The following is a 13,582-nucleotide window of genomic DNA, read 5'->3' as shown; positions in this document are numbered from 1 at the left end:
TCTGTTTGACGCCCTTTCGCCAAGGGCAAAATTCCGCGCGTTGGTTTGCAATAACCCATTGTTACCTGATTTTTTCCGTCAGTCATAGAACCGATCGCCACTAAATTTCTTCCTGCCCGGCGCGGAACTGGCCGCGCGGCATGATGTTGACGGTCTCATGCAGTTCTGACCAAACCAGGAGCACCTCGCCGTTTTTCAACTGGCGGCGCACGTCTTCCACTTTCTGTTCCAGCGAGCGTTCGTGCTCGCCGTAGTCGGTGCCTTCGCGTAACACAAAGGACTCGATCAGGCTGTTTAGGGTCTCAGTTTCCAGTTCTTTCCAGGGGATAATCACGTGGTTGTGTCCAGATAAGGGGAAAGCCAGGATGGAATACGGTATTCCAGCCACATTTGGGGGTGTTTCAAGGTACCGCCGACAAAACCGACGTGGCCGCCAAACTCGGTCAACTGATACTCAATGTTGTGCGGCAGCTTGGTGACCTCGGGGATCACTTCGTCGGTCATAAAGGGATCGTCTTTGGCATGGATGATCAATAACGGCGTCTGGATCGCAGGCAACAGCGGCAGGGCGCTGCAACGGCGATAATAATCACTGGCGTCGCTGAAGCCGTGAATGCGCGAGGTAATGGCGTCATCAAAGTCGCGGATCCGGCGCAACGCTTTGAGCTGCGGCAGCTTGAGCGGCAACGTGTCAGGATAGTGCAGCAGCTTGCGGGTGGCATTTTGTTTGAGTTGCCCAAGCAGATAGCGCTGATAAACGCGCGAAAAGCCTTGTTCCATACGCCACGAACAGGGCTCCAGCATCAGCGGTGCCGAGACCACGACCGCCGCCTGCAGCAGACTGTCCGCCCCCTGCTGTGCCAGGTAGCAGGCCAGCATGTTGCCGCCGAGCGAGACCCCGACCGCGGCGGTGGGGGCTTCGCCGTAGGTTGCGCGCAGCCACCTCAGAAAGAAACGCGCATCTTCCGTTTCTCCGGAGTGATAGATGCGCTGCTTGCGGTTCGGCACGCCGCTGCAGCCGCGAAAATGCATCACCACGCCAAGCCAGCCTTTTTCACGCCAGGCGTTGAGTTGACCGTGAGCGTAGGGGCTGTAGAAATTGCCTTCCAGTCCGTGGAACAGCACCACGCGCGGCTTGCCGGCAGCCTGAGCCGGATCTTCGCTCCAGGCGAGATCGACAAAGTCGCCGTCGGGCAATTCCAGCCGTTGCCAATGTGGTTTTAGCTGCACGCGGCGGCGCACCAGCCTTGGCAGCAGCGTCTGCAGATGCGGATTACTGGCCCCGGTCAAAGGGCGAAAGGATTCATGCATAACCTGAGTAAAAATCTTATTGGCGGCTATTGTGGGATTAATAGTGCGCTGTTAGCTTCACTATCCTGAACTGACAATAATACTGCAAAAAATCACCCTGGGTGAGGAGCACCCACCTCATGGAACCGAGTTTATTTCTTTCGATGTTAGGCTTCCTGTGGGTCGCCGCAATCACGCCAGGCCCTAATAATATGTTGCTGACCACCTCCGGCGCCAATTTTGGTTTTATGCGCTCGCTGCTGTTGATGATAGGCATCATGCTGGGGATGCAAAGTATATTGCTGCTGGTGGCGTTCGGGGTCGGCAGCCTGATCCTGGTTTATCCTGCGCTGCACCTGGTGCTGAAAATCCTCGGCAGCCTGTACCTGTTATGGCTGGCGTGGAAAGTGGCCACTGCCGCCTATGAAAAGCTGGAGACCGACGTGGCGCCGCCCAAACCGATACGCTTGTATCAGGGCTGGCTGTTGCAGTTCCTTAATCCCAAGGCCTGGCTGATGGCGCTGGGGGCGGTGGCCAGTTTTAGCCTGGCAGGCGACAGGTACAACACGTCGATTGTGGCGATCTCGCTGGGCATTTTGGTGGTGAATATTGTCGCCGGGGTGATTTGGCTCGGCTTCGGCACGGTGATTGGCCGCCTGTTACGCAGCAAAAAGGCCTGGATCATCTTTAATCTGTCTATGGGGCTGCTGACGGCGGCCTGTGTGTTACTCATCTGGCATTAAGGAGTTGCAGATGGCAGAAAATTACTTCCACGTAGTGGCCTTCACCGGCGAAGGGCTTCGCGGCAATCCGGCCGGCGTATGCCTGCTGAAACAGCCGTTGTCGACCGCCGAGATGCAAGCGATCGCCAATGAGCTGAGCCTGCCTGAAACCAGCTTCGTCTGGGACGATGGCGATATGTCGGCCATCCGCTGGTTTACTCCCCATCGTGAGGTGGATCTGTGCGGCCACGGCACGCTGACGGCGGCGCACGTGATGTTCAGCGCGGTCAATCCGGCGTTGCAGGATATCCGTTTCCGTTCGGCAAGCGGTGATTTGTACGTTAAGCGCGACGCCGAAGATGGCGAACGCTTGATCCTGGATTTTCCGTCCCGACCGCCGCAAAAAATCGCGACGCCTGCCGGGTTGAGTGCGCTGTTGGGTGTTGAACCGCAGGAAGTGTGGCAAGCCAATGCGCTGCTGGTGGTGCTGGAAAACGAAACGCAGGTGCGAGCGTTGCAGCCGGATATCCCGGCGTTGATTGCTTTGGCCGGGCGTGCGGTGATCGCCAGCGCACCGGGCGAAACGGTGGATTTCGTTTCGCGCTATTTCACGCTGGACGGCGGTGAGGATCCGGTTACCGGCTCTGCACACTGCACGTTGATGCCTTACTGGAGCGCACGTCTCGGCCGCCATCAATTACACGCGCGGCAGATTTCGGCGCGCGGCGGTGAGCTGTTCTGCGAACTGAAAGGCGACCGTACCCTGATAGGCGGCTATGCGCAGATTTTTTTGCGTGGCGAACTGCGCCTGTAAGCAGATGGGGTTCGTTTCAACCAGCCACCGCCCGTGACTTTTTATCTTAATGTGAGAACACTGACGCGGGCCCCTAAAAGATTCCCTGGAGGGATTCCGCCACATTGGGATGATTTGATTAAATATTCCCATAAGTAATAACGCAGAGTTTTTTATTCTTTTATAGCTCGCCAACGCTCGGATAAAACTGTCAGCAACTGAACAGACTTTTATCAACGGAGCGATCATGGCGAGCAAACTTTTTTCTCTACGCAGTGCGGCGCTGCTGGTGTTGTCACTTAGCGCAGCCAGCGCCTATGCGGTGGACGTGACCGTGGCCTACCAGACTTCGGCGGAGCCCGCCAAGGTGGCGCAGGCGGAAAACAGCTTCGCCAAACAGTCCGGCGCTACCGTTGACTGGCGCAAATTCGACAGTGGCTCCAGCGTGCTGCGCGCATTGGCTTCGGGTGACGTCCAGATCGGCAACATCGGCTCCAGCCCATTGGCGGTGGCCGCCAGCCAAAAACTCCCTATCGAAGTGTTTCTGATCGCCTCCCAGCTCGGCAGTTCCGAAGCGCTGGTGGTGAAAAAAGAGATTAAAAGCCCGCAGGATCTGATCGGTAAGCGCATCGCCGTGCCCTTTATCTCAACCACGCACTACAGCCTGTTGGCTTCTCTGAAGCACTGGGGCATCAAGCCAGAGCAGGTCAAAATCCTCAATCTGCAACCGCCGGCCATCGCCGCCGCCTGGCAGCGCGGCGATATCGATGGCGCCTATGTTTGGGCTCCGGTGGTCAATGAGTTGGCCAAACAGGGCAAGGTGCTGACGGATTCTGCCCAGGTCGGACAGTGGGGCGCCCCGACGCTCGACGTTTGGGTAGTGCGCAAGGACTTTGCCGAGAAGCATCCTGAAGTGGTGACGGCCTTCGCCGCCAGCGCACTGAACGCCCAAAAAGCCTATTTGGCGCAGCCGGAACAGTGGCTGAAGGACAAGGGCAACCTCAGCACGCTCTCCCGACTGAGCGGCGTGCCGGAAGAGCAGATACCGGTGCTGGTGCAGGGCAATACTTACCTGCCGGTCGCCGAGCAGATCACCCAGCTTGGTCAGCCGGTGGACAAAGCCATTCATGACACCGCCGAGTTCCTCAAACAGCAGGGCAAAATTCCCCAGGTCGACAGCGATTACAGTGCCTATGTCACCGATCGCTTTGTGAAACAGGTGCAGGCTGCGCCGCAGTCGTAAGGGAGCAGAATGCTAAACGTTAACCATCTTTCAGCAGAGTACCAGGGGCGTCCTGCGCTGCGTGACGTCTCGTTCCAGATTGACGCCGGACAACTGGTGGTGGTGCTTGGCCCTTCGGGCTGCGGCAAAACCACGCTGCTGAATTTGATCGCCGGGTTTATCGAGCCTTCAGCTGGCAGCATCACGCTTGACGAAGTTCCCGTTAAAGGCCCCGGGGCCGAGCGGGGCGTGGTGTTCCAGCATGAAGGTTTACTGCCGTGGCGTAACGTGGTGGATAACGTCGAATTTGGCTTGCAGCTGGCTGGGATCGGCAAGCCGCAGCGTCGGGAAGTGGCGCTGCAGATGCTACAGCGCGTCGGCCTGGCCGGTTATGAGCAGCACTTCATCTGGCAGCTTTCCGGCGGCATGCGCCAGCGCGTGGGCATAGCTCGCGCACTGGCGGCCAATCCGCGTTTGCTGTTGCTGGATGAGCCGTTCGGTGCATTGGATGCTTTTACCCGTGAACAAATGCAGGAACTGCTGCTGACCATCTGGCGGGATACCGGCAAGCAGGTGTTGTTGATTACCCACGATATTGAAGAGGCGGTGTTCCTTGCCAGTGAGCTGCTGCTGCTGTCGCCGGGGCCGGGGCAGGTGGTGGAGCGTCTGGCGCTGAATTTCGGCCAACGCTATGCCGACGGTGAGCCTTGCCGTTCGATCAAGTCTGATCCTGAATTTATCGCCCAGCGTGAATACGTGCTGGGTAAAGTTTTCCAACAGCGTGAGGCCTTGTTATGAGCCTGCATTCTGCCCTTAAAGAGGTTGCCCAGCCGAAGGCTGCGGCACCGCGGCGCTTTAGCGTGCCACGCAACGTCTGGTTGAGCAGCGCCACCCTGTTGGTGGTGCTGGCTATTTGGTGGGGCGTGACCGCGTTGAACCTGATCAGCCCGTTGTTCTTGCCGGCGCCGAAGCAGGTGCTGCATCAGTTGATCACCATAGCCAGCCCGCAGGGTTTTATGGACGCCACGCTATGGCAGCATCTGGCCGCCAGCCTGGGGCGCATCCTGGTTGCGCTGCTGGCCGCGGTGCTTATCGGGGTGCCGGTGGGTATTGCCATGGGGCTGAACGAGACGGTACGCGGCATTCTCGATCCGCTGATTGAAATTTATCGCCCGGTGCCGCCGCTGGCCTATTTACCGCTGATGGTGATTTGGTTCGGCATCGGTGAAACTTCAAAGATCCTGCTGATTTATCTGGCGATTTTCGCCCCGGTGACGCTGTCCGCCGTGGCGGGAGTGCGCAGCGTGGCTCAGGTCAGGGTGCGCGCGGCGCGTGCGCTGGGCGCCAACCGCTGGCAGGTGCTGCGTTTTGTGGTGCTGCCGAGCGCCTTGCCGGAGATTTTAACCGGTATTCGCATTGGGCTGGGGGTCGGCTGGTCGACGCTGGTCGCAGCAGAACTGATTGCCGCCACCCGCGGCCTGGGATTTATGGTGCAATCCGCCGGTGAGTTTCTGGCTACCGATGTGGTGTTGGCCGGTATTGGCGTGATTGCGATTATTGCATTTGGGCTGGAGCTGGGGCTGCGTGCCTTGCAGCGTCGATTGACCCCGTGGCACGGAGTACAGCAATGAACGAACGTTTGAGTATCACCCCCCTGGGGCCTTATATCGGTGCGCTGGTGGAGAATGTTGACCTGGCGCGTCCTTTGGGCGACGGCCAGTTCGAGCAGCTCTACCATGCGTTGCTCAAACATCAGGTGCTGTTCTTGCGCAATCAGCCGATCACGCCGTTGCAGCAGCGCAACCTGGCCGGCCGCTTTGGCGACCTGCACATCCATCCGGTCTACCCGCAAGCCGCCGATGTGAAAGAGATTATCGTGCTGGATACCCATGACAATAATCCGCCGGACAACGATAACTGGCATACCGACGTGACCTTTATCGAAAACCCACCGCTGGGGGCGATTTTGGCAGCGAAAACCCTGCCTACCACCGGCGGCGATACGCTGTGGGCCAGCGGTATCGCGGCTTATGAAGCCTTGTCCGCCCCTTTAAAGCAGCTGCTGGCGGGCCTGCAGGCGGAGCATGACTTCACCAAGTCATTCCCGGAATACAAACATCGTGGCAGCGAAGAGGAACATCAGCGCTGGCAGTTGGCGGTACAGAAAAACCCGCCGCTGTTGCATCCGGTGGTGCGCACCCACCCGGTCAGCGGCCGGCAGGCGCTGTTCGTCAATGAAGGTTTCACGACCAGAATTGTTGATTTGGCTCCGAAGGAAAGTGACGCGCTGCTGAACTTCCTGTTTGCTCACATTACCAAGCCGGAGTTCCAGGTGCGCTGGCGCTGGCAGGAGAATGACATTGCCATTTGGGATAACCGCGTGACGCAACATTACGCCAACGCGGATTATCTGCCACAGCGGCGCATCATGCACCGTGCGACCATTCTGGGGGATAAACCCTTTTACAAGGGCTGACATGCAGGGGCGGCAGGCCGCCCCGTAGCCCTTAGGATTCGAACTCTTGCGTGAATCGTTCCAGTTGCTCCTGCGCGTCCAGCCAGGTCATTTCCGTTTCTTCCAAGGCGGACTTGGCCTGACTTTGTTGCTGTAGGCAGAGGGTCAGATCGGCCTTGCGGCTGATGTCGTACAGCGCGGAGTCCGCCAGCTTCTCTTCTACCGCTGCCAGTTCGGCGCCCAGTTTTTCCATCTGTTGTTCCAGCTTGGCAATTTGCTTGCGCAGTGGCTGAGTCTGGCTGCGGAACTCGGCTTCGCGACGCTTCTGGTCTTTACGTGCCTGCGCACTGTTGCCGTTGTTCTCTTTATCCGGGGCGTCCTGCTGATTTTCCTGACGTTGCAGGTCGCTCAGCCATTGCTGGTAGTCGTCCAGATCGCCTTCGAACACTTCCACCTGGCCATCATGCACCAGATAGAGATCGTCCGTGGTGGATCGCAGCAGGTGACGGTCGTGCGAGACCACCACCAATGCGCCCTCGAAATCGATCAGCGCTTCGGTCAACGCCTGACGCATGTCCAAATCCAGGTGGTTGGTCGGTTCATCGAGCAGCAGCAGGTTGGGGCGCTGCCAGACGATCAATGCCAGTACCAGCCGCGCTTTCTCACCGCCGGAGAACCGCTCGGTGGCTTCGGTGACCTTATCGCCCTGGAAGCCAAAGCCGCCGAGGTAATCACGCAGCTGTTGTTCCAGCACCCGTGGGGCGATGCGACTCAAGTGCTGCAGAGGGGATTCGTCGGCCCGCAGGAACTCCAACTGATGCTGGGCGAAGTAACCCAGTTTAATCCCCTTTGCCAGACCAATTTCACCGCTCAGCGGCTCAAGCGAACCGGCCAGCATTTTGATCAGGGTCGATTTACCGGCGCCGTTACGGCCCAGCAAACCAATGCGTGAGCCGGGCACCAGGTTCAGCTTGATCGAGTTGAGGATCACCTTGTCGCCGTAGCCGGCACTGACCTTCTCCATACGCAGCAACGGGTTCGGCAAGCTTTCCGGCTGGCGGAAGCTGAAGCTGAATGGGTTATCCACATGGGCCGGCGCGATCAGCTCCATGCGTTCGAGCATCTTGATACGGCTCTGTGCCTGCTTGGCCTTGGTGGCCTGCGCGCGGAAGCGGTCAATATAGCTTTGCAGATGCGCCACTTTCTCTTGCTGGTTCAGGTACAGCGACTGCTGCTGGGCCAGCTTGGTCGAACGTTGACGCTCGAACGAGGAGTAGTTGCCGGTGTATTCGTTGATGGTCTCTTGTTCGATATGCAGAATTTTATCGACGATCGGATCCAGGAAGTCGCGGTCATGCGAAATCAGCACCAGCGTGCCGGGATAGCCCTTCAACCAGCGCTCGAGCCAGATCACCGCGTCCAAATCCAGGTGGTTGGTCGGTTCGTCGAGCAGCAGCAGGTCAGAACGGCACACCAGCGCCTGCGCCAGGTTCAAGCGCATACGCCAGCCGCCCGAGAAGGCCCTGACTGGATTTAGCAGCTGTTCGTTGGAGAACCCCAGGCCGTGCAGCAGGCTGGCGGCGCGCGAGCGTATGGTCCAGGCGTCGATGGCATCCAGCTTGCCGTGCAGCGTGGCGATGGCGTGGCCGTCGTTTTTGTCGTTTGCCAGCTGCAGGTCGGCTTCAAGCTGGCGGAATTCGCGGTCGCCGTCGATAACATACTCAAGTGCCGGCACGTCGAGCGCCGGCGTTTCCTGGTTTACCCAGGCCAGGGCCCAGTTGCTTGGAAAGGTGTAGCTGCCGCCGTCTGCGGCCATCTCACCCTTCAGCAAGGCCAGCAGGGTAGATTTGCCACAGCCGTTTTTACCCACCAGGCCGACCTTCTGACCTGGATTAACCGTCGCCGTGGCGTTGTCCAGCAGGACGCGGGTGCCGCGTCGGATTTGTAGCGAGGAGAATACAATCATAAAGCGCCGTATGTTCAGAGTATGTTAAATTGAATGGATTCTAAGTTAACAGGACACAGACTGTCCTATTATTAGTCTTTGCGGAGCATGGTAACGGAAAACCGCTACCCTGACGACGCTTTGGAGGGGAATGATGTCGCAGCCGCCCAAGGTCTTGCTGCTGTATGCCCATCCGGAATCCCAGGACTCGGTCGCGAATCGGGTTTTGCTTCGACCGGCACAGCAGTTGGAACATGTCACCGTGCACGATTTATACGCGCACTATCCTGATTTTTTTATCGATATTCACCACGAACAACAACTGCTGCGTGAACATCAGGTCATTGTTTTTCAACATCCTCTCTATACCTACAGTTGTCCGGCCCTGTTGAAAGAGTGGCTGGACCGCGTGCTGTCGCGTGGTTTTGCCAGCGGCATGGGCGGCAATGCGCTGGCGGGAAAGTATTGGCGTTCGGTGATCACCACCGGGGAACCAGAGGGGGCCTATCGTACCGGCGGTTATAACCGCTACCCGATGGAAGATATTCTGCGGCCGTTTGAGTTGACCGCCGCCATGTGTCATATGCACTGGCTGACGCCGATGCTGGTGTATTGGGCGCGCCGTCAAAAGCCGGAAGTGCTGGAAAACCATGCCACGGCGTATGGCGACTGGCTGCGTAACCCGTTGCCGCACGGAGGAAGGTAAACATGGAAGGCTCAACGTTACTGACCGCAATTTTACTGTTTCTGTTCGCCGCCGTGGTCACGGTGCCGATTGCCCGACGCCTGGGGATTGGCGCGGTGCTGGGTTACCTGATTGCCGGTATTGCCATTGGCCCCTGGGGATTGGGTTTCATTCGCGACGTCGACGAGATCCTGCACTTTTCCGAATTGGGCGTGGTATTCCTGATGTTTATCATCGGGCTGGAACTGAACCCGAGCAAGCTGTGGGAACTCAGGCGCTCAATCTTTGGCGTCGGTGCCGGGCAAGTGCTGATCACCGCCGCCGTGCTGGGCGCGCTGCTTTATCTGACGCATTTTGCCTGGCAGGCCGCCGTGATTGGCGGTATCGGGCTGGCGATGTCCTCAACCGCGATGGCGCTGCAACTGATGCGCGAGAAGGGCATGAACCGCAACGAAGGCGGCCAGTTGGGGTTCTCGGTGCTGCTGTTCCAGGATATGGCGGTGATCCCGGCGTTGGCGCTGATCCCGATCCTGGCCGGTGCCGGCGGCAGCAGCGACGATTGGGCACAAATTGCACTCAAGGTGGCAGCATTCGGCGGCATGCTGATCGGCGGACGGTACTTGCTGCGTCCGCTGTTTCGCTATATCGCCTCTTCCGGAGTTCGCGAAATCTTCACCGCTGCCGCCCTGCTGGTGGTGCTGGGGGCGGCGATGTTTATGGATGCCCTTGGTCTTTCTATGGCGCTAGGGACCTTTATCGCCGGCGTGCTGCTGGCCGAAAGCGAATATCGCCACGAGCTGGAAATCTCCATCGAGCCTTTCAAAGGGCTGCTGCTGGGGCTGTTTTTTATCTCGGTGGGCATGGCGCTGAATATCGGCGTACTCTATACCCATCTGGCCGAAGTGCTGCTGGGCGTGGTGCTGTTGGTGGCGATTAAGTCGGGGGTGCTGTACTCGCTGTCGCGCATTTTCGGCCTGCGCAGCTCAGTGCGCTTGCAGTTTGCCGGCGTGCTCAGTCAGGGCGGAGAGTTTGCCTTCGTGCTGTTTTCGGCGGCGGGGGCGCAGAAGGTGTTGCAGTCCGATCAGCTTGCGCTGTTGCTGGTGGTGGTGACCCTGTCGATGATGACTACGCCGCTGCTGATGCAGATTATCGATCGCATCCTGGTGCGCCGTTATAACGCCCGGGATGAGGACGAAGAGACCCCGTATGTGGAAGACGACGATCCGCAGGTGATCATCGTGGGCTTCGGACGTTTTGGTCAGGTGATCGGCCGCCTGCTGATGGCCAACAAGATGCGTATTACCGTCCTGGAGCGCGATGTCAGCGCCGTCGGCGTACTGCGGCGCTATGGTTATAAGGTGTATTACGGTGACGCCACCGAGCTGGAGCTGCTGCGTGCGGCCGGCGCGGCGAAGGCCAAGTCGATTGTGATCACCTGTAATGAGCCGGAAGACACCATGGAAATTGTTCGCCTGTGCCAGCAGCATTTTCCCGAGCTGAGTATTTTGGCGCGGGCGCGCGGCCGTGTGGAAGCGCATGAGTTGTTGCAGGCAGGGGTCAAGCAGTTCAGTCGCGAAACTTTTTCCAGTGCGCTGGAACTGGGGCGCAAGGCACTGATGGAACTGGGCATGCATCCTCATCAGGCCTATCGCGCACAGCAGCACTTCCGTCGATTGGATATGCGGATGTTGCGTGAGCTGATGCCGCCGCATCACGGCGATGTGGCGCAAATTTCCCGCGTGAAGGAAGCGCGGCGCGAGCTGGAAGAACTTTTCCACCGGGAAATGCAAAAAGAGAGTCGCCAGTTCGACGGCTGGGATGAATACGAATAATTTGGAGCACTGAGATGTCTGCAACACGGAAAAGATTTATCGCCGGGGCGGTCTGCCCAAGCTGTAAGGCTATGGATACGCTGGCCGTTTGGCGTGAAGACCAGGTCGAAGTGGTGGAGTGCGTCAAGTGCGGCCATCATCAGCGGCAGACCGAACAGCAGGTGGAAAAGCACGTCCGGCCGCAGGAGCAGGTGATCGGTATTTTCCATCCGGAATAGCGTTATCGAGCGCGTTTTTTTATGCTGGAGGGTACAGCGGGGCAGATTTCCGATACAATCTGTCCGGTAAAGGCGCGGCCTCATGACGGCTGCGTCCAAGTATCCAACGGTAGGAGATATCATGAAAGTAGCAAAAGACTTGGTGGTCAGCCTGGCTTATCAAGTACGTACAGAAGACGGTGTGTTGGTTGATGAGTCTCCGGTGAGTGCGCCGCTGGACTATCTGCACGGGCATGGTTCTCTGATCGCAGGTCTGGAAAAAGCACTCGAAGGCCACGAAGCGGGCGATCGTTTTGACGTTAACGTTGGCGCTAACGATGCGTACGGCAACTACGACGAAAACCTGGTGCAGCGCGTGCCGAAAGACGTCTTTATGGGCGTTGACGAGTTGGAAGTTGGCATGCGTTTCCTGGCTGACACCGATCAGGGCCCAGTGCCGGTCGAAATCACCGAAGTGGACGGCGATCACGTAGTGGTTGACGGTAACCACATGCTGGCTGGTCAGAACCTGAACTTCAACGTAGAAGTTGTCGCGATCCGCGAAGCTACCGCTGAAGAATTGGCGCACGGCCACGTACACGGCGAGCACGATCATCACCACGAACACGGTGAAGGTTGCTGCGGCGGCCATGGCCACGATCACGACCATGACCACGCGCATGATCACGGTCAGGCCAAGAAAGGCGGTTGTGGTAACGGCGGTTGCGGCTGCCACTAATCGCGGCGCAGTAACGGCAAAAAAAAGGGCGGCCCTCAGGCTGCCCTTTTTTATGGCTTATCAATAATGTGGCGGCGGCGTTTCTTCCGACTGCGACGCGATCATCGACGTTTGGGTCGATCGCAGCTTGTCGGTCAGCACGCGCAGGTGATCCTGCAATTTCAGCATTTCAAGCTGGTGTTTCACCACGGTCTGATTGAGCTCTTCAATAGTGACTTCCTGAAAGGCCTGACGACTTTCCAGTTCTTCAAGCCGCAGTAACAGGCTTTGGATATCGGCGTTGTGCATGATGCTACCTCTGACGCGGTTAAATCCTGAATCTGACGCTATGGTAACAGCTGCCGACGGCTTTGCGCTGCGCTATTTCACCCCGCTGTGTGCGGGGGCAGACGGAAAACGCGGGTGCACTGTGTAAAGTGCTGAAAAATAGAGCGCTCGGTGTGGCGGTTTTTGTTACTGTGGATACCACGGGCGCAGGAAAAATCTGACTTATCATACGGGTAGCACATTAAACGAAACTTCTGTTTAAAGCTGGAGTCACACTTTGACTCGATTGGTTACCTGTGTGACTGTTTTGTTTTGTTTCGGACAGCTATAGTAGCCCGGTTATCTTACTTAATGATTGTTTGGGGCACCGCTTCAGACACTGGAGAAATGGATGAAATCTTTGTTTAAAGTCACGCTTCTGGCAACCACCATGGCTTTTGCTTTGAATGCGACCCAGGTCATGGCTGCCGATGCAGCTAAACCGGCAGAAGCAGCTAAAGCCGCAGACGCAGCACCAAGCACCGGCAAGTTCAAGAACGATGACGAGCAAGCGGCTTACGCACTGGGCGCATCCCTGGGCCGTTACATGGACAACTCGCTGAAAGAGCAAGAAAAACTGGGTATCAAACTGGACAAAGACCAGCTGATCTCAGGCGTTCAGGACGCTTTCGCCAACAAGAGCAAGCTGAACGACGCAGATATCGAAAAAACTCTGCAGAGCTTTGAAGCGCGCGTGAAGGCTTCCGCTCAGGCGAAGATGGAGCAGGATGCGAAAGATAACGAAGCGAAAGGCACCAAGTACCGCGACACCTTCGCGAAAGAAAAAGGCGTGAAGAAAACCGAGTCCGGCCTGCTGTATCAGGTAGAGAAGCCAGGTACCGGTTCTGCGCCTAAAGACAGCGATACCGTTGTAGTAAACTACAAAGGCACCCTGACTGACGGCACCGAGTTTGATAACTCCTACACCCGTGGTGAGCCACTGTCATTCCGTCTGGACGGTGTGATCCCAGGTTGGACCGAAGGCCTGAAACACATCAAGAAAGGCGGCAAAATCAAGCTGGTTATCCCACCGGCGCTGGCCTACGGTAAAACTGGCGTTCCGGGCATCCCGGCCAACTCCACACTGGTGTTCGACGTTGAACTGCTGGATGTGAAAGCCGCTCCTAAAGCGGATGCCAAGGCTGAGAAGCCGGCTGACGCAGCGGCAGACGCCAAAGCGCAATAAGCCTGTCTGAGTCCCCACACCGCCGCGAGTTTCCCTCGCGGCGGTGTTCATTTTAATCCGCCAAATCAGCGCTAACTTTCGCTTCCTGCCCACTGATCGCTTGACGCCTGCCGGGCATCGGGCTTAACGTCAATACCACGCGCAAACGCAAGGACTTTACTCTGGCTGTTTTGCTAGACTAATAATCCGGACTTATGAGTCATGCGCCTG

At 57.7% G+C, this 13,582-nt stretch carries 15 protein-coding genes; 11 read left to right on the top strand and 4 right to left on the bottom strand.

The annotated features are described in order from the left end of the window. Positions 1-100 precede the first annotated feature (100 nt). Together EBA31_RS24090 and EBA31_RS24085 are read right to left on the bottom strand one after the other, a co-directional pair. Complete coding sequence (locus EBA31_RS24090) at positions 101-334, bottom strand: YheU family protein (protein WP_020837285.1); 234 nt, start codon at positions 332-334, stop codon at positions 101-103. Next, on the bottom strand, positions 331-1,311 hold the full coding sequence (locus EBA31_RS24085) for a hydrolase (RefSeq protein WP_122080379.1): 981 nt from the start codon (positions 1,309-1,311) through the stop codon (positions 331-333). The genes EBA31_RS24090 and EBA31_RS24085 overlap by 4 nt, the downstream gene beginning before the upstream one ends. 119 nt (positions 1,312-1,430) lie before the next feature. Between EBA31_RS24085 and EBA31_RS24080 the strand changes: the two genes are divergently transcribed. From EBA31_RS24080 to tauD, 6 genes are all read left to right on the top strand, one after another. After that, positions 1,431-2,033 carry a LysE family translocator gene (locus EBA31_RS24080; RefSeq protein ID WP_020837282.1) on the top strand — a complete coding sequence of 201 codons (603 nt, stop codon included), beginning with the start codon at positions 1,431-1,433 and terminating at the stop codon, positions 2,031-2,033. Positions 2,034-2,043: 10 nt separating this feature from the next. Further along, positions 2,044-2,826, top strand: a complete 783-nt coding sequence (locus EBA31_RS24075) for a PhzF family phenazine biosynthesis protein (RefSeq protein ID WP_122080378.1) — start codon at positions 2,044-2,046, stop codon at positions 2,824-2,826. Between the two features lie 226 nt (positions 2,827-3,052). Next, positions 3,053-4,048: a taurine ABC transporter substrate-binding protein gene (tauA, locus tag EBA31_RS24070; RefSeq protein ID WP_122080377.1), complete on the top strand. Its 996-nt coding sequence runs from the start codon at positions 3,053-3,055 to the stop codon at positions 4,046-4,048. A 9-nt stretch (positions 4,049-4,057) separates the two neighbouring features. Next, the gene (tauB, locus tag EBA31_RS24065; RefSeq protein WP_122080376.1) at positions 4,058-4,825 is read left to right on the top strand and encodes a taurine ABC transporter ATP-binding subunit; all 768 of its coding nucleotides are present in this window, start codon (positions 4,058-4,060) and stop codon (positions 4,823-4,825) included. Further along, the gene (tauC, locus tag EBA31_RS24060) at positions 4,822-5,658 is read left to right on the top strand and encodes a taurine ABC transporter permease TauC (protein WP_122080375.1); all 837 of its coding nucleotides are present in this window, start codon (positions 4,822-4,824) and stop codon (positions 5,656-5,658) included. The genes tauB and tauC overlap by 4 nt, the downstream gene beginning before the upstream one ends. Then, a complete protein-coding gene (tauD, locus tag EBA31_RS24055; RefSeq protein ID WP_122080374.1) occupies positions 5,655-6,503 on the top strand; it encodes a taurine dioxygenase in 849 nt (282 codons plus the stop codon). Before tauC ends, tauD begins: the two co-directional genes overlap by 4 nt. 31 nt (positions 6,504-6,534) lie before the next feature. On the opposite strand, the gene EBA31_RS24050 is transcribed toward tauD, so the two are convergent. Continuing rightward, a complete protein-coding gene (locus EBA31_RS24050; protein ID WP_122080373.1) occupies positions 6,535-8,448 on the bottom strand; it encodes an ABC transporter ATP-binding protein in 1,914 nt (637 codons plus the stop codon). 133 nt (positions 8,449-8,581) lie between these two features. Here EBA31_RS24050 and kefG point away from each other — a divergent pair, with 133 nt between their 5' ends. From kefG to slyD, 4 genes are all read left to right on the top strand, one after another. Beyond that, a complete protein-coding gene (gene kefG / locus EBA31_RS24045) occupies positions 8,582-9,133 on the top strand; it encodes a glutathione-regulated potassium-efflux system ancillary protein KefG (protein ID WP_041415731.1) in 552 nt (183 codons plus the stop codon). 2 nt (positions 9,134-9,135) lie between these two features. After that, the gene (gene kefB, locus EBA31_RS24040) at positions 9,136-10,944 is read left to right on the top strand and encodes a glutathione-regulated potassium-efflux system protein KefB (RefSeq protein WP_122080372.1); all 1,809 of its coding nucleotides are present in this window, start codon (positions 9,136-9,138) and stop codon (positions 10,942-10,944) included. A 14-nt stretch (positions 10,945-10,958) separates the two neighbouring features. Beyond that, positions 10,959-11,162: a YheV family putative zinc ribbon protein gene (locus EBA31_RS24035; RefSeq protein ID WP_004951224.1), complete on the top strand. Its 204-nt coding sequence runs from the start codon at positions 10,959-10,961 to the stop codon at positions 11,160-11,162. A 121-nt stretch (positions 11,163-11,283) separates the two neighbouring features. Next, complete coding sequence (gene slyD / locus EBA31_RS24030; protein WP_020837261.1) at positions 11,284-11,880, top strand: peptidylprolyl isomerase; 597 nt, start codon at positions 11,284-11,286, stop codon at positions 11,878-11,880. A 60-nt stretch (positions 11,881-11,940) separates the two neighbouring features. Here the strand turns inward: slyD and EBA31_RS24025 are convergent, their stop codons facing one another. Beyond that, positions 11,941-12,168 carry a SlyX family protein gene (locus tag EBA31_RS24025; protein ID WP_020837259.1) on the bottom strand — a complete coding sequence of 76 codons (228 nt, stop codon included), beginning with the start codon at positions 12,166-12,168 and terminating at the stop codon, positions 11,941-11,943. A 370-nt stretch (positions 12,169-12,538) separates the two neighbouring features. Here EBA31_RS24025 and fkpA point away from each other — a divergent pair, with 370 nt between their 5' ends. Next, positions 12,539-13,372 carry an FKBP-type peptidyl-prolyl cis-trans isomerase gene (gene fkpA, locus EBA31_RS24015; RefSeq protein ID WP_020837258.1) on the top strand — a complete coding sequence of 278 codons (834 nt, stop codon included), beginning with the start codon at positions 12,539-12,541 and terminating at the stop codon, positions 13,370-13,372. The last annotated feature ends 210 nt before the right edge of the window (positions 13,373-13,582 follow it).

The sequence above is a fragment of the Serratia sp. P2ACOL2 genome (assembly GCF_003691565.1).
GTDB classification, from domain to species: Bacteria; Pseudomonadota; Gammaproteobacteria; order Enterobacterales; family Enterobacteriaceae; genus Serratia; species Serratia liquefaciens.
The sequence above is the reverse complement of the archived record's forward strand: the minus strand, read 5'-3'. Positions and strand labels throughout refer to the sequence as shown.